At 36.3% G+C, this 15,279-nt stretch carries 17 protein-coding genes and 1 riboswitch; of the genes, 8 read left to right on the forward strand and 9 right to left on the reverse strand.

Annotation, left to right across the window (positions count from 1 at the left end; genetic code table 11):
- Positions 1 to 14: 14 nt before the first annotated feature.
- Positions 15 to 1,220 carry a metallophosphoesterase gene (locus VUJ46_RS22795; RefSeq protein WP_326982940.1) on the reverse strand — a complete coding sequence of 402 codons (1,206 nt, stop codon included), beginning with the start codon at positions 1,218 to 1,220 and terminating at the stop codon, positions 15 to 17.
- Between the two features lie 71 nt (positions 1,221 to 1,291).
- Complete coding sequence (locus tag VUJ46_RS22800) at positions 1,292 to 2,359, reverse strand: 3-oxoacyl-ACP synthase III family protein (protein ID WP_326982941.1); 1,068 nt, start codon at positions 2,357 to 2,359, stop codon at positions 1,292 to 1,294.
- Between the two features lie 101 nt (positions 2,360 to 2,460).
- Between VUJ46_RS22800 and VUJ46_RS22805 the strand changes: the two genes are divergently transcribed.
- From VUJ46_RS22805 to VUJ46_RS22835, 7 genes are all read left to right on the forward strand, one after another.
- Positions 2,461 to 3,030 carry a hypothetical protein gene (locus VUJ46_RS22805; protein ID WP_326982942.1) on the forward strand — a complete coding sequence of 190 codons (570 nt, stop codon included), beginning with the start codon at positions 2,461 to 2,463 and terminating at the stop codon, positions 3,028 to 3,030.
- A 3-nt stretch (positions 3,031 to 3,033) separates the two neighbouring features.
- Positions 3,034 to 3,765, forward strand: a complete 732-nt coding sequence (ubiE, locus tag VUJ46_RS22810; protein ID WP_267405465.1) for a bifunctional demethylmenaquinone methyltransferase/2-methoxy-6-polyprenyl-1,4-benzoquinol methylase UbiE — start codon at positions 3,034 to 3,036, stop codon at positions 3,763 to 3,765.
- A 3-nt stretch (positions 3,766 to 3,768) separates the two neighbouring features.
- The gene (gene porT / locus VUJ46_RS22815) at positions 3,769 to 4,551 is read left to right on the forward strand and encodes a type IX secretion/gliding motility protein PorT/SprT (protein ID WP_326982943.1); all 783 of its coding nucleotides are present in this window, start codon (positions 3,769 to 3,771) and stop codon (positions 4,549 to 4,551) included.
- Between the two features lie 138 nt (positions 4,552 to 4,689).
- On the forward strand, positions 4,690 to 4,992 hold the full coding sequence (locus VUJ46_RS22820) for a hypothetical protein (protein ID WP_326982944.1): 303 nt from the start codon (positions 4,690 to 4,692) through the stop codon (positions 4,990 to 4,992).
- The gene (locus tag VUJ46_RS22825; protein ID WP_326982945.1) at positions 4,992 to 5,273 is read left to right on the forward strand and encodes a cell division protein ZapA; all 282 of its coding nucleotides are present in this window, start codon (positions 4,992 to 4,994) and stop codon (positions 5,271 to 5,273) included. Before VUJ46_RS22820 ends, VUJ46_RS22825 begins: the two co-directional genes overlap by 1 nt.
- A gap of 242 nt (positions 5,274 to 5,515) precedes the next feature.
- The gene (rny, locus tag VUJ46_RS22830) at positions 5,516 to 7,084 is read left to right on the forward strand and encodes a ribonuclease Y (protein ID WP_326982946.1); all 1,569 of its coding nucleotides are present in this window, start codon (positions 5,516 to 5,518) and stop codon (positions 7,082 to 7,084) included.
- A gap of 756 nt (positions 7,085 to 7,840) precedes the next feature.
- Positions 7,841 to 8,017 carry a hypothetical protein gene (locus tag VUJ46_RS22835; protein ID WP_326982947.1) on the forward strand — a complete coding sequence of 59 codons (177 nt, stop codon included), beginning with the start codon at positions 7,841 to 7,843 and terminating at the stop codon, positions 8,015 to 8,017.
- A 139-nt stretch (positions 8,018 to 8,156) separates the two neighbouring features.
- Here the strand turns inward: VUJ46_RS22835 and VUJ46_RS22840 are convergent, their stop codons facing one another.
- The 4 genes from VUJ46_RS22840 to VUJ46_RS22855 form a co-directional block, all read right to left on the reverse strand.
- Complete coding sequence (locus VUJ46_RS22840) at positions 8,157 to 9,092, reverse strand: YeiH family protein (protein ID WP_326982948.1); 936 nt, start codon at positions 9,090 to 9,092, stop codon at positions 8,157 to 8,159.
- A gap of 108 nt (positions 9,093 to 9,200) precedes the next feature.
- Positions 9,201 to 10,118 (reverse strand): LysR substrate-binding domain-containing protein, encoded by a 918-nt coding sequence (locus VUJ46_RS22845; RefSeq protein ID WP_326982949.1) that lies wholly within the window; start codon positions 10,116 to 10,118, stop codon positions 9,201 to 9,203.
- Between the two features lie 439 nt (positions 10,119 to 10,557).
- Positions 10,558 to 11,862 carry a voltage-gated chloride channel family protein gene (locus VUJ46_RS22850; RefSeq protein WP_326982950.1) on the reverse strand — a complete coding sequence of 435 codons (1,305 nt, stop codon included), beginning with the start codon at positions 11,860 to 11,862 and terminating at the stop codon, positions 10,558 to 10,560.
- A gap of 31 nt (positions 11,863 to 11,893) precedes the next feature.
- A riboswitch (Fluoride riboswitch) is annotated at positions 11,894 to 11,968 on the reverse strand.
- Between the two features lie 228 nt (positions 11,969 to 12,196).
- Positions 12,197 to 12,664 carry an acyl-CoA thioesterase gene (locus VUJ46_RS22855; protein ID WP_326982951.1) on the reverse strand — a complete coding sequence of 156 codons (468 nt, stop codon included), beginning with the start codon at positions 12,662 to 12,664 and terminating at the stop codon, positions 12,197 to 12,199.
- An 81-nt stretch (positions 12,665 to 12,745) separates the two neighbouring features.
- On the opposite strand from VUJ46_RS22855, the gene VUJ46_RS22860 reads away from it, so the two are divergent.
- Complete coding sequence (locus VUJ46_RS22860) at positions 12,746 to 13,096, forward strand: arsenate reductase family protein (protein WP_326982952.1); 351 nt, start codon at positions 12,746 to 12,748, stop codon at positions 13,094 to 13,096.
- Positions 13,097 to 13,164: 68 nt separating this feature from the next.
- Here the strand turns inward: VUJ46_RS22860 and VUJ46_RS22865 are convergent, their stop codons facing one another.
- The 3 genes from VUJ46_RS22865 to VUJ46_RS22875 form a co-directional block, all read right to left on the reverse strand.
- Positions 13,165 to 13,617, reverse strand: coding sequence for a hypothetical protein (locus tag VUJ46_RS22865; RefSeq protein ID WP_326982953.1), 453 nt, complete (start codon positions 13,615 to 13,617; stop codon positions 13,165 to 13,167).
- A 100-nt stretch (positions 13,618 to 13,717) separates the two neighbouring features.
- Positions 13,718 to 14,794, reverse strand: a complete 1,077-nt coding sequence (gene gcvT / locus VUJ46_RS22870; protein ID WP_326982954.1) for a glycine cleavage system aminomethyltransferase GcvT — start codon at positions 14,792 to 14,794, stop codon at positions 13,718 to 13,720.
- A gap of 14 nt (positions 14,795 to 14,808) precedes the next feature.
- Complete coding sequence (locus VUJ46_RS22875) at positions 14,809 to 15,279, reverse strand: hypothetical protein (RefSeq protein ID WP_326982955.1); 471 nt, start codon at positions 15,277 to 15,279, stop codon at positions 14,809 to 14,811.

Consider the following 15,279-nt stretch of genomic DNA (forward strand, 5'->3'; position numbering starts at 1 on the left):
GAACCTTGAATTTTTTAAGCCAATTCAAAAAGCGTAATTTCCGGTAAAACACCAACTCTTCCCGGATATCCAAGAACCCCAAAACCTCGGTTTACATAAAGCATTTTTCCTTCGCTTTCATAAAGATCTGCCCACTTCGGGTAACGGTACTGAACGGGTGACCATTTCACGTTTTTCAGATCCAGGCCAAACTGCATTCCGTGAGTGTGCCCTGATAATGTCAAATGAATATCTACAGGATGTTTCTTCACCACATAATCGAAGTGAGTAGGGTCGTGGCTCATTAAAATTTTGGTGGCATCTTCAGGAACTCCTTTTAAAGCATCATCGATTCTTCCAAATTGTGGAAAGGGTTTCAATCCCCAGTTTTCAACGCCTAAAATGTATATTTTCTCACCGTTTTTCTCAATGACGCGGTGTTCGTTTCTCAGCATATCAAATCCTGCCTGTTTTTCATAATCAATCAGCGTATCAAGATTTTTCTTTTTAGCATCTGGCGAAGCCCATTCAACATAATCAGCGTAATCGTGATTTCCGAGAACCGCAAACTTGCCGTCTTTTGCTTTGATTTGAGAAAATAAAGGGATGAATGGTTTAAACTCATCCGCCACGTTATTGACCATGTCTCCGGTGAATAAAACCAAGTCTGGCTTTTGTTCGTTGATTAAATCTATAGCGTGCTGCAGTTTGGTCGGATCGGAGAAACTTCCGCTGTGCACATCGGAGATCTGAACAATTTTATAACCTTTAAAGCTTTTTGGAAGGTTGTTGAAATTGATTCTCACTCTTCTCACCTTGTGACGGTATTTTCCAAAGGTAATTCCATCAATAAACAAAGCGGAAAGAACGCCGCCCATTCCCAACCCAACCAGACTTAAAAACTTTCTTCTTTCAGGAAAGAAGTTGTTCGTCGGTCGCGTTAATCCCACTAAATAAGTTCCTGTTCTGAAAATATCGTCAATCAATAAAAACAGAACAATGAAGACCTTTGGTAAAATAAAGATCAAAAATAAAGAGATCATGATCTGGGCTCTTACCATGCTTCGGTCGGCTCTGCTGAAATGGGAAACTTCGTACGCGAAAAATCCGTAAATAGCCAGCGAAATAACCCAATAGCCGGTTCTTATCCAGAAATTATCCGTTAAGGTGCGTATCGCCTGATAAATGTAAATTTCCAGAAGGAGAAATAATCCGGCAATGATTAAAAAATTTCTTTGCATAACTTTATTTACAAAAAAGCACAAAAGAAGACTTCCTTTGTGCTTTTATATTTTTATTATTAAAACTAATTTTAAGGAAATCTGTAAACAATAGCATTGATGTTCATTCCGGCACCTACCGAAGTCATCACAATGTTACCTTTTTCTTTAAACGTTTGACCCTCCATTTTTCCTTTAATTATTAAATCAAACATGGTAGGAATTGTCGCAACAGACGAATTTCCAAAGTCCTGGATCGTCATCGGAGAGATCGAATGGTCATAATCTTTCACGTCATATAATTTATGAAGTCTTTCGATCATGGCATAATCCATCTTAGCATTCGCCTGGTGAATCAGAATTTTGTTGATATCTTCAATAGAAAGACCTGCATCTTCAATAGTTTCTTTAATCGCTGCAGGCACATTTTTAAGTGCGTACTCATAGATTTTTCTGCCCTGCATTCTTACGAATAAACGGGTCTGGTCAGAATCTTTATTGATTGAAGGTCCGTTGGCTAAATAATCCAGTTCCGGTCCGTTATCACAGATGGTGTTGTGAGCAATGATTCCTACGTTTTCCTGATCGGTAGCCTGTACCACAACCGCTCCGGCTCCGTCTGCAAAGATCATTCTGTTTCTGTCGTGCGGGTCTGTTACTCTGCTTAATGTTTCAGCACCAATTACCAGTATTGTTTTTGCTACTTTCGCTTTAATTAAATTATCAGCCAAAATCATAGCTTCCACCCAACCCGGACATCCGAAAAGCATATCATAAGTGATACATTTTCTGTTTCTGATGCCTAATTTATTCTTTACTCTCGCCGCCATCGTCGGCATAAAGTCTGCATATCCGTTTACGGTCACTTCACCGAAATTACTTGCGTAGATAATATAATCAAGTTCTTCCTGATCTACATTTGCATCTGCAATAGCCAATTTTGCAGCTTCGTAACCGATTTGTGAGTTTGAAAGATCATCTTCTATGAATCTCCTGTTCTCTATTTCTGTGATCTCAACAAATTTTGAAATAGTTTCCTCAGCAGGTTTGTCAATCTTCACTCCGTCTTCTGTATAAAACTCTGAATCTAAGAAAAAGTCTCTACCTATTATTCTGTTGGGAAGGTAAGATCCAGAACCAATAATGATCGTATTCGGCATTCGTTTAAATGATTTTTTTAAAGTTGCAAAGTTAATAATTAATATTAATAACGAAGAATTAAAAATATTATTAAATTTGCAAAAAATGTACTTTACCGTCTATGAAAAATAATCCGTCTTTGAAAGGTTTAATTATTGCAGTTGTGGTATTTTTCGTTGCCTTTGGAATCTACTTCTTTTTTTTAGCCAAAAAGAATTATTATGTAGTAGATAATCCTACTCCCAATACATATTACTATAAAATCAACAATGGTTCCGAGGGGGTTGTCTCTGCCGGACAGTTTGTAGATGTAGATCTGAAGATGGGAAAAAATTCAATTAAAGTATTCGATGAGCATAAGAAATTATTGTACGATTCCGCGTTTGAAGTGAACAAGATCCGCGGTCTTTTGAATATTGCGCATCAGGATTATTATATTAATGATCAGTATTACGGGTACAATCTTAAAAAAGATTCATTACTTTTGGCACTTGATAAAACCACAATCGACGGAAAAACGTATTTCGGAGGTGCAAAACACTTCAACAAATTATACAGTGAAGATTTTTATTATAATGTCAATGAGGATTATGATAAAGTGATCAAGAATATTCAGCAGGTGGAGTCTCGATCAAAAATCTTCAGAAAACAGGATTACCTTAATTATTATAAAGAATATTACAAGTTTTAAGTTTTGACAAAAGATATTACCAAAGTTACTCCCTACAATTCTGATGCTACTAAGAAGAGCCAGGTAGAGGATATGTTCGACAATATTGCACCAAAATATGATCTTCTGAATCGTGTTTTATCTCTGAAAATTGATGTTTTATGGAGAAATAAATTGGTGAAAATGATGAAAAATGATAACCCTCAGGAAGTGCTGGATGTGGCTACTGGAACGGGAGATCTTGCCATCACCATTGAAAAAGGAACCAACGCAAAAGTAATTGGTTTAGATTTATCGCAACAAATGTTAAATGTTGGCGTTATTAAAATAAAAAAACTTAATTTAGACGGCAAAATTTCCATGCAAAAGGGCGATGCAGAAAATTTACCTTTCGAGGACAATAGATTTGATGCTGTTTCCGTTGCATTTGGAGTAAGGAATTTTGAAAATCTTAAAAAAGGTTTAGCAGAGTTAAGAAGAGTAGTTAAAGATAACAAGAGTGTTTATATACTGGAGTTTTCAAAGGTTGAGGGGTTGATGGGGCCATTGTATATGTTTTATTTCAAAAACATTCTGCCGGCAATAGGCAGGCTGGTTTCCAAAGATAATAGGGCGTATACATACCTTCCGGATTCTGTAAATGCATTTCCTTTCGGGGAAAAGATGAAGCAAATTCTTTTGGATACAGGATTTAAAAAAGTTGAATATAAAAAACTAAGTTTAGGTATAGCCACAATTTATAAAGCAACAAAGTAACCTATGAATAAATTTTTATTAAGAGCACTGGTTTTAGCCTCAGTAAATATTGCAATGTTTGCCAACGCGCAATTCAGAACCCGAAACAGAATGGACAAATTGGAAGAATTTGATGAGCAGAAGTTCAGTTGGGGTTTTTATCTGAATGGTAATAAACTAGACTACCGTATTGTTCTTAACCCTACATACGGTATGAAGGATAACCAAAATCTTGTGACATCTAAAGAAAGCTACAGCTTCGGGGCGGGTCTTATCGCTAAGTGGAGACTGAACGATTATCTGGATGTAAGATTGGAACCGGGCTTACAATTTGGTCAGAGAGAGCTGCACTTTAATACGCAGTCTAATGACTTTTATCAAAATGGTACTTTGACTACTCCTGCATTCACACCGATTGCGTTAACAGAAAAAGATAAAATCAGACAGATCAAATCCACATTGGTGGATATCCCTGTCATGCTGGAACTGCACGGTCACCGATGGTATAACTCAAGACCTTACGTAGCGGCAGGGGTAAATTATATTGTCAATCTTCAGTCGAATGCGGATTCTACGGATGACAATCTTCAGCAGGTTTTCAGATCTACGACACATAACTTTGCCTGGTCTGCAGAATTGGGGATCCAGCTTTACTTTAATAAGTTTAAGTTGACACCGGCCATCAGAGGTACATTCATTATGAATAATGAGATTGTAGCAGATAATGCTGCGACTCCTCCGTACTGGACTTCAGCGATGTCGACCCTTCAGACAAGAGCGGTTATGTTCGTCCTGAAATTTGAATAAAAAAAGTAGACTTAAAAATACAGAGGAGGTGCGAAAAGCATCTCCTTTTTTATTGTTGTGCAAAATATAAGGCTTTTTATTTTTGTTAGTATTTTTATTTTGTTATTTTTGCTAATAGTTAGAATATACAAACCTGAAATGCTTCAAGATTTAGAAAACAATTTTTCAGAATTAGAGAAAAAGATTTTGATTTTACAGAAAAACTACAAAAATCTTACTGAAAAATTTTCAGAATTAAGTATTGAGCATGAAGACCTGAAGAAAAGATATGATGAAGAGAGAAAAAAAGGTCAGGTATTAGCAGAAGAGCAAAAAAATATAAAACTTTACTCAGCAATATCAGGAAATCCTGAGCATAACCGATTGATGAAGAGTCATATCAACCGGTTGGTGAAAGAGATTGATTTCTGTATTGCACAGCTTCAAAACAGTGGATTATAATGGAGGTAAGAAGAATAACCGTCAACATTGCAGGAAGGGTATATCCGCTGAACGTACCGGCAGCAGAGGAGGAAACTTTGCGTAAGGTAGGGAAGCAAATTGAAAGTATGATTAAAGATTTTGAACAGAATTTCGATGTGAGAGACAAACAGGATGCTTTGGCCATGTGTGCCCTGAAACTGGGAACCAATGCCGAAGTGGTGTCTGCGAACTACGATAAAACAATACATGCTACCAACGACAGATTAGAAAAAATAAATCAGTCGCTGAATGAAAAATAGCGGAAATAGATTTTTTTTCCGTAACAAGCTGCCTACAATAATTCTAACACATTAAAGGTAAACTCAACGCTAAACAATTACCGAACAAATGTCCATTGAATGGCGTGCCGATTTATCGGATTACAGACAATGGAAATCAGTTCAAATCGTGTTGATTAGGAGTTTACTCTCAATCTCTGGATTATTGTGGGCTTTTTTATTTATTAGAAGGATATAAAGACAATTAAAACTCAATATAGATTATGACAACAGCCATTATAGTCGGCGTTATTTGTTTGGTAATCGGAGCCGTAATCGGGATTCTTTTCTCGAAAAGCTCACTGAATACCAAAGCAAAATTTATAATAGATGATGCAAAGAAGAATGCCGAAAACCTTATAGAAAAAGCTAATGTACAAGCTGAATCCATAAAAAAAGAAAAGAATCTGCAGGCAAAAGAAAAATTTCTTGAGCTGAAATCTCAGCATGACTCAGACATTCAGTCTCGTGAAAAGAAAATGCAGGAGGTGGAGAAGAGAATCAAGGATAAGGAACATAAGCTGAATGATGAACTCAGTAAAACCGGAAAACTTGAAAGAGATCTGGATAAACAAATTGCTGATTACGCTAAAAAAACAGAGGTTTTAGGAAAAAAACAGCATGATTTGGATTTGGCAACTGCTAAAAAGGTTGAGATTTTAGAAAAAATCTCCAATTATTCTGCCGAGGAAGCAAAAGCCGAGCTGGTAGAGTCTTTAAAAGCAGAAGCTAAAACAAGAGCTCAGGCACACGTTCAGAGCATTATGGAAGAAGCGCAACTGAATGCTAAAGGAGAAGCGAGAAAAATCGTTATTCAGACGATTCAGAGAATTGGAACCGAGCAGGCGATTGAAAATTCAGTATCGGTATTTAATATCGAATCTGATGAGGTTAAAGGTAGAATTATCGGTAGAGAAGGTAGAAATATCCGTGCTTTGGAAGCGGTTACCGGTGTTGAGATCATCGTTGATGATACCCCGGAAGCTATTCTTCTTTCATGTTTCGATCCGGTAAGAAGGGAGATCGCGAGATTGTCTCTTCACAGACTGGTTACAGACGGTAGAATCCACCCTGCGAGAATTGAAGAAGTTGTTGAAAAAACAAGAAAACAAATCGAGGAGGAAATCATCGAGGTGGGTAAAAGAACGATCATCGATTTGGGAATCCACGGATTACACCCGGAATTGATCAAAATCGTAGGTAGAATGAAGTATCGTTCTTCATACGGACAAAACCTACTACAGCACTCAAGAGAAGTAGCAAATATTGCGGCAACAATGGCTGCAGAACTAGGCTTAAACGTAAAATTAGCGAAAAGAGCAGGTTTATTACACGATATCGGTAAAGTTCCTGAGCAGGAATCTGAACTTCCTCACGCTTTATTAGGTATGCAGTGGGCTGAAAAATATGGTGAAAATCCTGAGGTTATCAATGCTATTGGAGCTCACCACGACGAGGTAGAAATGACCTCTCTATTGTCTCCGATCATTCAGGTGGCTGATGCCATCTCAGGAGCGAGACCGGGAGCAAGAAGACAGGTTCTGGAATCATATATCCAAAGATTAAAAGATCTTGAATCGGCTGCTTTAAGCTTCGAAGGAGTATCTTCAGCGTATGCCATTCAGGCGGGTAGAGAATTAAGGGTTATGGTTGAAAGCGGAAAGGTGAATGATGAAGTAGCTTCTCAGTTATCTTACGATATTTCAGAAAAGATCCAAAACGAACTGACGTATCCTGGACAGGTAAAAGTAACAGTAATCAGAGAGACAAGAGCGGTAAACATCGCAAGATAATCTCAACTAAAATAATAAAAGCCTTTCAAGAAATTGGAAGGCTTTTTTTGTGGTTAAAATGGTAAGATGAAATAACCGGAATTGGGGATAATAGGCTGGTCTATGTAATGGATGCTGGAGGTTATATAGGATCAAGCGCAAAACTTGGGGACTAAGCAAAAAGTTTAACTCATCAGAACGTTTTTTGTTACTCTCGCAGATTTTGCAAATGATACAGATTTTTCCTTACCCTTTACATATTGAACACCAAGGCTCCCCAAGCAGTTTGACTCCGTTGAAATATCATTCATCGACTGAAAGAAGATAATCTTCGATTTCACTTATAAAAGACCGGGAAGGTGAAGCAAAGAAAATCAACAATATCATCTGGGAAATCCGTGAGAAATAGAAATAAACCCCCTATTTTAATTTCCTAGCGATCTAAATTTTTTGCCAAATCCCAAAGTTTTGGAGTTGATCCGATAAAAAATCAAAATTCCCGCGTTTTCTTAGAACGTATTTGTTGTCATAAAAAATAAAGAACCTATTGAGCTTCCAGCTCGATTCTTTTCCCGAACTCTATTTAAATAACCATTTTGGGAATAAATATGATTTGTTTAAGAAATATTTAGCATTCTTTTTCCGTTATAGAGTTAATAAGTACAACATAATAAATTAATTATATAATTTAATATTAAATTATGTGTTGAATAATTAATATTTGTTTAACTTTGAAATGTAACCAAACTATATTGTTTAATCTCAAAACCAAATCACATGTCACAAAACATTTTGAACAATGCTAAGAAATTAGGCAAAAGCGATTTAAAAGAAATCACGGGAGGGGTTATCACTCCGGATCTTTCGCTTTGCGGATGCAGTTGTACAGGAGCCGTTACAGGTCCGAAATACTGCACACAATACATCGGATGTCCGGGAGTAATTACCTGCTAAGTCTGATGCTTAAACAGAATTATTTCGATTAGAAATAAACATTTCCACATTTAATACGCAAAAACCTTCCGGAATTCCAGAAGGTTTTTGCAATTGTCAATATTTTTCAGAAATGCTTTAATCGGTTTCGTGTCAAAATTTAATTCATAATAAAAAGAAGACTTCCTACGCTGATAAATACCCAAAGAAAAATAGCAATTCCTAAAGGTTTTAATCCAATTGCTTTCAAAGTTTGAAGTGATAGTGTGGAACCGATAAAAAATAAGGTCAGGTTTAATCCTGACTTCGCCAGAACGGTTATTACAGAGCTGAACTGATCAAAAAACGGGAAGTACGTATTCAGCAAGATTGCCATGATAAAATATCCGATAAACCATGGGATTTTAATTTTGGACTCTTTGTTTTTAAAAATAAACATGGTTAATAGAGAAACCGGAATAATCCACAGCGCTCTCGCTAATTTTACCGTTGTCGCCACTTTTAAGGCCTCATTTCCGTACTTACTTGCCGCGCCGACCACAGAACTCGTATCATGAATTCCAATGGCACACCATAGCCCGAATTGCTCCTGCGAAAGGTGCAGCCAATGGCCAATAGCAGGATATACAAACAAAGCGATGGAATTAAGTGTAAAAATGATTGCTAAGGCTAAAGAAATCTGTTTTGTACTTGGTTTGATGATCGGAGAAGTGGCTGCAATGGCGCTTCCGCCACAAATTGCTGTCCCGACGGAGATCAAATAGGATAAAGGTCTTTCGAGTTTGAAAAACTTTCCAAGAAAATAACCTAAGATCATAATGGTCGAAATACTAATGATGGTTAATATAAATCCGGTTTTACCCGCCTGTAATGCTTCATTGAGTTTTAAACCAAAACCTAACCCCACAATAGAGATTTGTAACAGGAGGTGAATATAATGATGCAGGTACTTCTCAAATGGATTTCCAATGATCAGAGCCAATCCGAATCCTAATAACAGAGCAATAGGAGAGGAAACGAATGGGGTAAGACATACGATACTCATTGCAATGAAAAAGAACTTTTGTAATGTCGTATTATGATTAAAAATTTTCATGTGTGGAATTTTAATTGATGAGTTCAAAATTCCGTAAATTATTATTACAAAGTAAATTGTATTTTGTTATTTGTAATAACTTTTAGTTATGATTAGGTGGTTTTACTTCTAAATCCTGCTGATGAATTGTAAGAATAGCCGTATCAATTCGGATTGCTCTCCTTTTGGAAGGATACAATGAAAATCCCTTTCTATACTGAAGTTTTTGATATCTATGATGCTGAGTGTTTTGTTTTTCAGCTCATTTAAAATGGTGGAAATGGATAAAAAGGCCATGCAATCAGAATGTAGGAGGTAGTTTTTAATACTTTCGCTGCTTCCCAGTTGCATCACGATATTCAGTTTTTCAATGTCAATTCCGCTGTCTTTTAATCTGTTTTGAATAAATTCCAAAGATCCGGAGCCCTGTTCTCTGAAAATCAACTCTAAATTGTATACATCTTTTATGCTTACATTTTTATTGATCATTTGATGATGAGCCCTGGCTACCAATACAATTTCGTCAGGTTTGAAAGGCTTGTATTCAAATAAAGAAGATTGAGATTCTCCTTCAGTAAATCCAAGGTCTATTTTACCATTTTGTAAAAGTGACGAAATATTTTCAGTATTGTTCGTGATCAGTTCGATCTTAATATCTTTATAATACGAATGAAATTTGGCTAAGATTTCAGGTAAAATATATTGGGCAACAGTCGTACTCGCACCGATAATTAATTTGCCTTTATGTTGCTTATTCACCTGATTGATTTCAAATTCCAGATCGCGATAAACGTTCCTTATTTTTTCAGCGTAGCCCAATAGAATTGTACCGCTTTGGGTAAGCTGTATAGAAGTTCCTTTTCGATCAAATAATTTGGTGTTCAGCTGATTTTCAATTTCCTTGATATGTTTGGTTACGGCCGGCTGACTGATGCTCAATTCATCCGCCGCTTTGGTAAAACTCAGTCTCGAAGCTACCGTGTGAAAAACTTTTAATCTATAATCGAACATATTTCTGGTTGATGGTTGATAGTTCTTAGTTTTCATAAAATTACGAATCTTACATTAACAACCAGCAACTATCAACCAATAACTAGGGTAAACTGATGAAAATAGTAAACGCAAAGGTTTTATACCCTCTGTATTTTATTGTAAGGGAGCAAAGAAAAGTGGCAATTGAAAAGCTGCATGGCTAGTGCGATCGCTTCATCAAATCAACTTGTTGATTCTTCTTTGCTCACTTAATATTCGAATAATTAAAATAAAACTTGGCGTCAAAATAAATATTCAGGATAATTAAGACCTCTTGGCTTCATTTACTTCACAAATAAATGGAATATCCTTGAATTAGTAGTAAAGTTTTAAGTTTTGGCTGAAGCCAATCGGTATCTACTTTATTGAAAACGGACTAAAGTCCGTTTCTATTGAAAATCTCAACTATAATAAATCATTGTTTCATGCGTTTGACCTAACCAACAACCGGTTTTTACAGATCAGAAAAACTTTTATCATTAAGATGATCAAATCTACGATTTTTTGCCTGACCGATTTTCTGTCGAGTGTAAATACTGTTATTTCCCGAAAGCAAATAAGAAACAATACAGGCAATGGCAATATAAACGCCACTTTCGGAACCGAATAATTCAATGCCCATCAGCATACAGGCGAGGGGAGTGTTGGTGGCTCCCGCGAAAACAGCCACAAAACCCATTCCTGCCAATAGTCCAAACGGAAGTGGAATAATTAAGGATAAAGCGCTTCCCAAAGTAGCTCCAATAAAGAATAGCGGCGTTACCTCGCCACCTTTAAATCCTGCGGCGAGCGTTACGATGGTAAAGATCATTTTTAAGGCAAAATCAGATAAAGGAAGTTGTGTATCAAAAGATTCCACAATCGTTGGAATTCCCAGGCCGATATATCTTGTGGTTCCCATCGCAAAAACAGCAAGTGCAACGAGCGTTCCGCCAATAACGGGGCGCAGGGGAGGATATTTAATTTTAGATTTAAAAACAGAACCGGCCCAATGAATGCCTCTGCTGAAAGCTGCAGCACAGACTCCGAAGGCAATTCCCGCCAGAATACTGTAAATTATTGGCAAAAATTCAAGCTTAGGAATAAAATCAATGTGATAATGGGTGTGTTTTACATTCCACAGGTTGGTCGCCCAATTGGCTAAAATAGCAGAGGCAAAAGCCGGAAAAATGGCATTGTAACGGATTTTACCGATCAGAAAAACTTCAAGTCCGAAAACAGCTCCCGCTAACGGAGTTCCGAAAACAGAGCCAAATCCGGCAGCAATCGCTGAAATGATTAAAATCCTTCTTTCATTTTGATCTAATCTGAAAGGCTTGGTCAGCTGATCAGCAATTGCGCCAGCCATTTGTAATGCCGTCCCTTCACGACCGGCAGAACCTCCAAAAAGGTGAGTAATAATGGTCCCCAAGTAAACAAAAGGAGCCATTTTGAAAGGAATAATTTCCTTTGGTTCGTGAATATTTTCAATCAAAAGATTATTTCCGGCTTCCACATTTTTCCCGAAATAATAATAGAGAAGTCCAACGAGAAATCCGGCAACCGGTAAAAAAGCAATGATCCAGATATGGTTTTCCCGAAACTGAGTTGCCCATTCCAATGACTGTAAAAAGCCTGCCGAAGCCGTTCCTACCAAAGCGCCAATAATAAAACTGATGCAAAGCCATTTCGCAATATAAGGCAGCGCGGGATATTTTCTGAAAAAAAATTGAGTATAAAAAACCGTTTTTGCTCTAAGGGTTCGTTGATGTTTAGGCATAATTCTCCTGATTAGTTATTTGTTAATAATCTATTAATCAGGCGTCATCAGTCTCGTTTTGAAACGAGGCGGTTGGGTAAGGAAGAACACCATTTCCTTTTACAGCACAAATATAGGGATAATTTTAAATCAAATCATCCGTAATCCCGTATTAAATACCTGCATTTTTGAATAATAGAAAAACAATAACAACAACCCATCCATCTATCTATCTATCTATCTATCTATCTATCTATCTATCTATCTATCCGTCTATTATCTATCATCTCTCAGTCAATCATCTTATCATCTCTCAACTAAAAATCCACCAAATTCACAACAGTATGTCTTCACACTATAAAAAAGGTTTCATTTCATCTTCAATCTGGGTACGAAGTTCCATCAGGCGAATGGCATATTTCTCTTTTTGTCGGTCTTCCTCGGTATCAGGAATCCATTTTGGAACGGGAAGTTTTTTTCCATTTTCATCAACTGCTACAAAAACAATGATACAATGGGTTTTCTTATCGAATTTCGGTTGTTTCAGATTTCTGGAAAATACATTGATGGAAATATGCATACTCGAAGACCCCGTATAAATTACCTGAGCTTCTACCTTTACAATTTCCCCGATTTTAATGGGTTCGTAGAAACGTATTCCGCCAACATAAACGGTTACGGAATAATTTCCACTCCAAGTAGTCGCACACGCATAACCTGCCTGATCGATCCATTTCATTACGCTTCCTCCATGTACATTTCCTCCGTAGTTCACATCGGAAGGCTCTGAAATAAACTGAAAAGTGATAGGTTTATTCTCCATTTTTTTTAAATTTCAATAAAGATATTTAATAATTTTCAGAATCTCTTATTTAGCCTTAATTTTGAGGTTTAAAATTTAATTATGAAGAAAGTTTTTCACCTAAATACCTGCGATACTTGCAGAAAGATTTTAGCACAATTCGATTTATCAGATTGGGAAAAGAGAGAAATCAGAAAAGAACCGATCACGGAAGAGGAACTGGCTGAAATGTATGATAAAACAAAATCTTATGAAGCCTTATTTAGTAAGAAATCGACTCAGATAAAATTAAGAGAACTGGATGTGAAATCTTTGACAGAAAAAGATTTTAAAGAATTATTATTAGATCATTACACATTTTTGAAGCGTCCTGTTTTTATTACTGATAAAGAAATTTTCGTAGGAAATGATAAAAAGAATGTTGAGGCTTTGAGGGAGTTTTTTGGAGTTTAGTTAATTATCACCAGTTTTGAAATATAAATAAAACCTCATAGATTTTAAAACTAATGAGGTTTTTTCTTTTATGGTTCAATAATTTTACCAGTGGATATAAGTTCTGTAATGTCTGAGAAAGGACTATAATGATCAGCCGTCCATTCTCCATTTTTAAAAATAAATGAAATGTAGAAAGATAGTTCAACATTTTGGGTTATATACAAATTATCGCCTTCAGTAGGAGTGTATTCAAAATCAAAACAGTTCTCACAATTTAAGTTTAAGGTGATCCATTCAGCATTTAGACCATTGCCAATATCTTCGGTTGGAAAGATATACTGACCAATCATTGAATTGCTTTTGTCAACACCTATATGTTTCCACAAATGCCAAATATAAATTAAAGGAATACTGTCATTTTTTTTGTTAGGAATTTTAATAAGCTCTCCTTTTACTTTTTTATAAGTATCTTGTTGTCTATATTTTATCTTATCTCCATTACAAATACACAATTTTATACCTTTCGTAAAGTCGCACATTACATCTTTATTTTCAAATCAAATTTATAATTTTTCATAATATAAAAAAACCGTCTCGTAAAATTGACAAGACGGTTTTTCTATTTTAAGCAATATTCAATTATACAAAAGGAGCTTTCACCACTTTTGCAGGAATATTTTTATTTCTTACCTGGATAAAGATCTCAGAACCCAATTTGAAGTGAGGCTTGTCTACATAAGCAAGACCTAAACCTACTTTTTTCATCGGAGACTGAGTTCCTGAAGTTACTTTTCCGATCACGTTTCCTTCTGAATCCACAACAGGATAATCGTGTCTTGGAACTCCTTTATCTGTCAATTCAAACGCAACCAGTTTTCTGGTAACGCCTTCTTCTTTCTGTTTTGCGAAAGTATCTTTAGATACAAAATCTTTATCGAATTTTGTGATCCAGCCTAATCCGGCTTCAATCGGAGAAGTGGTATCGTCGATATCGTTTCCGTAAAGACAGAATCCTTTTTCAAGTCTCAAAGTATCTCTGGCAGCCAATCCGCAAGGAATAATTCCTTCTTCAGCACCCGCTTCGATGATGGCATCCCACAATTTTTCTGCAGCATCATTGTTAAAATAAATCTCAAAACCACCGCTTCCTGTGTAGCCAGTGTTTGAAATAATAATATCGCTCACTCCCGCAACAGAACCTACTGTAAAGTGATAGTAAGGGATCTCAGAAAGGTTAGTTTCTGTTAATTTCTGAAGAATTTCAGTTGCTTTCGGACCCTGAACAGCCAATAAAGACATATCGTCGGACGCATTCGTCATTTTTGCTCCAAAAGTGTTGTATTTTGAAATATGATTCCAGTCTTTATCAATATTTGAAGCGTTTACCACCACAAAATATTTTTCGTCTGCCATTTTATAAACGATCAAATCATCTACAATTCCTCCGTTTTCGTTGGGTAGACAAGAATATTGTGCCTTTCCGTTTTCCAGAGCATCTACATTGTTGGTTGTAACCAACTGTAAAAGCTCTTTAGAACCGGGACCTTCAATAAAAAACTGTCCCATGTGAGAAACATCGAACAATCCTGCTTTTTCTCTTACGGCAAAATGTTCTTCAGTCACTCCGGAATACTGCACAGGCATTTCAAAACCTGCAAAAGGTACGATTTTAGCTCCCAAAGAAACGTGTTTGTCGTACAAGGCTGTTTTCTTCATATTTAAATTTATTTCTATTTCTTTATTTTAAAACTGTTAAAGGCTTCGTTGAAAAGCATCATATAATGACCATTCCAGTATTTTGGGTTACAATTAATGGAAATTAAATACAGGTCTTTATCTTTTTGGAAAACTTTGGTGACCCAAAAGAGTTTTTCTTTTTCATCGAGGTATTCATAAAAATATTCGGTATACCCTTTTTTTCCTTTGCTGCTTTTCACTTTATTTTCGTCATCAGTGGATTTATAAAGGGCGAGAATGAATTTTTTGGTCTCCTCTTTAGGAAGGGCAAGATCGTGATATTCAGAAATGGTAATAGCGCCCATTTCACCGGAAGGGAAAATATTGATGATATCACTGTCATTAGTCGTTTTCCAGCCATCCGGAACGTTGATAGAGTAGTTGGCTGTATCAAATACCGTAGATTTTTGAGCAAATGAAAAAGATGCTAACAAAAATGCAAAAGCGACTAATAATTTCTTCAT

Origin of the sequence: Chryseobacterium sp. MYb264 (genome assembly GCF_035974275.1) — a bacterium.
Taxonomy (GTDB): Bacteria; Bacteroidota; Bacteroidia; order Flavobacteriales; family Weeksellaceae; genus Chryseobacterium.

Excerpts from the sequence above, each read along its gene's own strand:
- VUJ46_RS22800 (WP_326982941.1), bottom strand. The coding sequence starts at position 2,359 with ATGCCGAATACGATCATTATTGGTTCTGGATCTTACCTTCCCAACAGA.
- VUJ46_RS22855 (WP_326982951.1), bottom strand. The coding sequence starts at position 12,664 with ATGGAGAATAAACCTATCACTTTTCAGTTTATTTCAGAGCCTTCCGAT.
- VUJ46_RS22820 (WP_326982944.1), top strand. The coding sequence starts at position 4,690 with ATGCTTCAAGATTTAGAAAACAATTTTTCAGAATTAGAGAAAAAGATT.
- gcvT (WP_326982954.1), bottom strand. The coding sequence starts at position 14,794 with ATGAAGAAAACAGCCTTGTACGACAAACACGTTTCTTTGGGAGCTAAA.
- VUJ46_RS22795 (WP_326982940.1), bottom strand. The coding sequence starts at position 1,220 with ATGCAAAGAAATTTTTTAATCATTGCCGGATTATTTCTCCTTCTGGAA.
- VUJ46_RS22860 (WP_326982952.1), top strand. The coding sequence starts at position 12,746 with ATGAAGAAAGTTTTTCACCTAAATACCTGCGATACTTGCAGAAAGATT.
- VUJ46_RS22825 (WP_326982945.1), top strand. The coding sequence starts at position 4,992 with ATGGAGGTAAGAAGAATAACCGTCAACATTGCAGGAAGGGTATATCCG.
- VUJ46_RS22865 (WP_326982953.1), bottom strand. The coding sequence starts at position 13,617 with ATGTGCGACTTTACGAAAGGTATAAAATTGTGTATTTGTAATGGAGAT.
- VUJ46_RS22850 (WP_326982950.1), bottom strand. The coding sequence starts at position 11,862 with ATGCCTAAACATCAACGAACCCTTAGAGCAAAAACGGTTTTTTATACT.
- porT (WP_326982943.1), top strand. The coding sequence starts at position 3,769 with ATGAATAAATTTTTATTAAGAGCACTGGTTTTAGCCTCAGTAAATATT.
- VUJ46_RS22805 (WP_326982942.1), top strand. The coding sequence starts at position 2,461 with ATGAAAAATAATCCGTCTTTGAAAGGTTTAATTATTGCAGTTGTGGTA.
- VUJ46_RS22835 (WP_326982947.1), top strand. The coding sequence starts at position 7,841 with ATGTCACAAAACATTTTGAACAATGCTAAGAAATTAGGCAAAAGCGAT.
- VUJ46_RS22845 (WP_326982949.1), bottom strand. The coding sequence starts at position 10,118 with ATGAAAACTAAGAACTATCAACCATCAACCAGAAATATGTTCGATTAT.
- VUJ46_RS22840 (WP_326982948.1), bottom strand. The coding sequence starts at position 9,092 with ATGAAAATTTTTAATCATAATACGACATTACAAAAGTTCTTTTTCATT.
- rny (WP_326982946.1), top strand. The coding sequence starts at position 5,516 with ATGACAACAGCCATTATAGTCGGCGTTATTTGTTTGGTAATCGGAGCC.
- VUJ46_RS22875 (WP_326982955.1), bottom strand. The coding sequence starts at position 15,279 with ATGAAGAAATTATTAGTCGCTTTTGCATTTTTGTTAGCATCTTTTTCA.